Source organism: Legionella qingyii, assembly GCF_003184185.1.
The window spans coordinates 1-1,647 of record NZ_QHJG01000049.1 but is presented as its reverse complement, the minus strand read 5'-3'; the positions used below and the strand labels follow the sequence as shown (position 1 = coordinate 1,647).

Sequence of the window (1,647 nt, the reverse complement as noted above, 5' to 3'; positions counted from 1 at the left end):
CCCCCCCCCCTATAGTCCGAGTTTTTATCGAGCAAAGCAAGATGATAAATGGGATAAAATCAACAATCTTATAAACATTCAAGATGTGAAAGAAAGCTTAAAAAAATATCGAGATAATCGCGCTCAATTGGAAACAATAAAGGAACATGGTTTTGCCCTCAATACTGATTATGAAAAAATCTTAACCGCGTTGAAGGAAAATAAACTTGTTTTGGATGAGGGACGAAAGATTTACCAAGATTTAAAAAGCATGTTTAAAGAAGGCAGTAACCTGTCTAAACAATTGACTGAAGCAATAGAAGTGCTTAGCAATTTAAATAAAGACATTATCAAGACTTTTATGTACAGCAAAGATCTAACTGAAGAGCACAAAGCGCTGTTGCGGGCTGTAAATAATAATATGATTACGCTATTTTATGATGCGCAAAACATATTAAGCGATCTTGATCTTCAAAAAGTTTATCAATCCCCTGAAAAATTTGAAGAAAAAATACAGAAGGCATCAACTTTTCTTACGCATTTACCTACTAAAGTTTCTCAATGCTTCGATAAATCGCACTATGATGCGCTTGATGACGCAGGCCTTGATTTAATGGATAAAGCATATAACATGGTCAGGGAAGCAATTGAAGAGTTATTCAAAAAGTGGGATATTAAGTTTGAGTGGGGTCAACGTGCCGTAGGTAAAGTGACGCAAGATTATAAGGCCAGAATCAACGCTATCACAGATCAATTTAAAAAGCCTGATGAATCAATAACTCTAGAGCCACTTAAGAACAACTAAAATTATTGCAAGTACCAATAATCACAAATTTAAATGTACTAGTTCAAACTTGATCTGACAGGTAACGTTTTTTTAAGAAGTATCTGTCAGGTCAAATTTACCAAAACCCGATCTGTTATCTATAGACTGAACCCAAGCTACACTTCGTTTCACCCAGACTTGCTTTTTTGACGGACGCTCATCATTCCTCATGTTCTTAATTCAAATAATTTATATGAATAAGCATTAGTCTATTTGATTAATAATCACCCGACCATTACCACCCAATTGAGCCAACAACCAAGAATTGTATTTTTTGTATTCAAAATGAGAATATATCCACATTGTGATTTTGTTTTGATCTGATATTATCTGTTTTTTTATCCCGTCAATTATAATAATAAAATGAGAAATCGAAATGCGACTAACTACTAAAATCGAAACCTCTGACGGAAAACAAGTTAATTACAGAATTCTTAAACGCTCCGGAAACACATTGCTTGGCCCACGTACCGAGGTGTTGATTTATGTTAAAAATCAACAGGTTGGATATATGAACTATTCAATTCAGAATAACTGTCTCTATATTCATCGCATGTATAACTATTCGATTAATACTACGACTCCTTACAAATATGTGGGCTCTGTCTTATTTGAGTATGCATTTCACAAAAGTATTGACGCAGGTAAAGAAGGACGTATAGAACTGGATGCTATTGATAATTCTCCATCGGCCTATTTCAATATGGGGTTAAGAAAAAAAAGCTCTGGATACACATGGTTGGAGGAAAAAATTCTAGAGTATAAGCTTACCAAATCAATAGTGCGTATTCCGGAGGACTTGATCACTAATTCCGTTAGTCATTTGATCACCGATTCCGGAG

2 protein-coding genes are annotated in these 1,647 nt (G+C 34.7%); both read left to right on the top strand.

Translation table 11 applies throughout. From position 1 onward, the window contains the following. On the top strand, positions 1-784 hold a 784-nt coding region (locus DGG96_RS19240), incomplete at its 5' end, for a hypothetical protein (protein ID WP_165831649.1). A 397-nt stretch (positions 785-1,181) separates the two neighbouring features. Continuing rightward, the coding region (locus DGG96_RS19235; protein ID WP_133249349.1) for a hypothetical protein at positions 1,182-1,647 on the top strand (466 nt) is incomplete at its 3' end.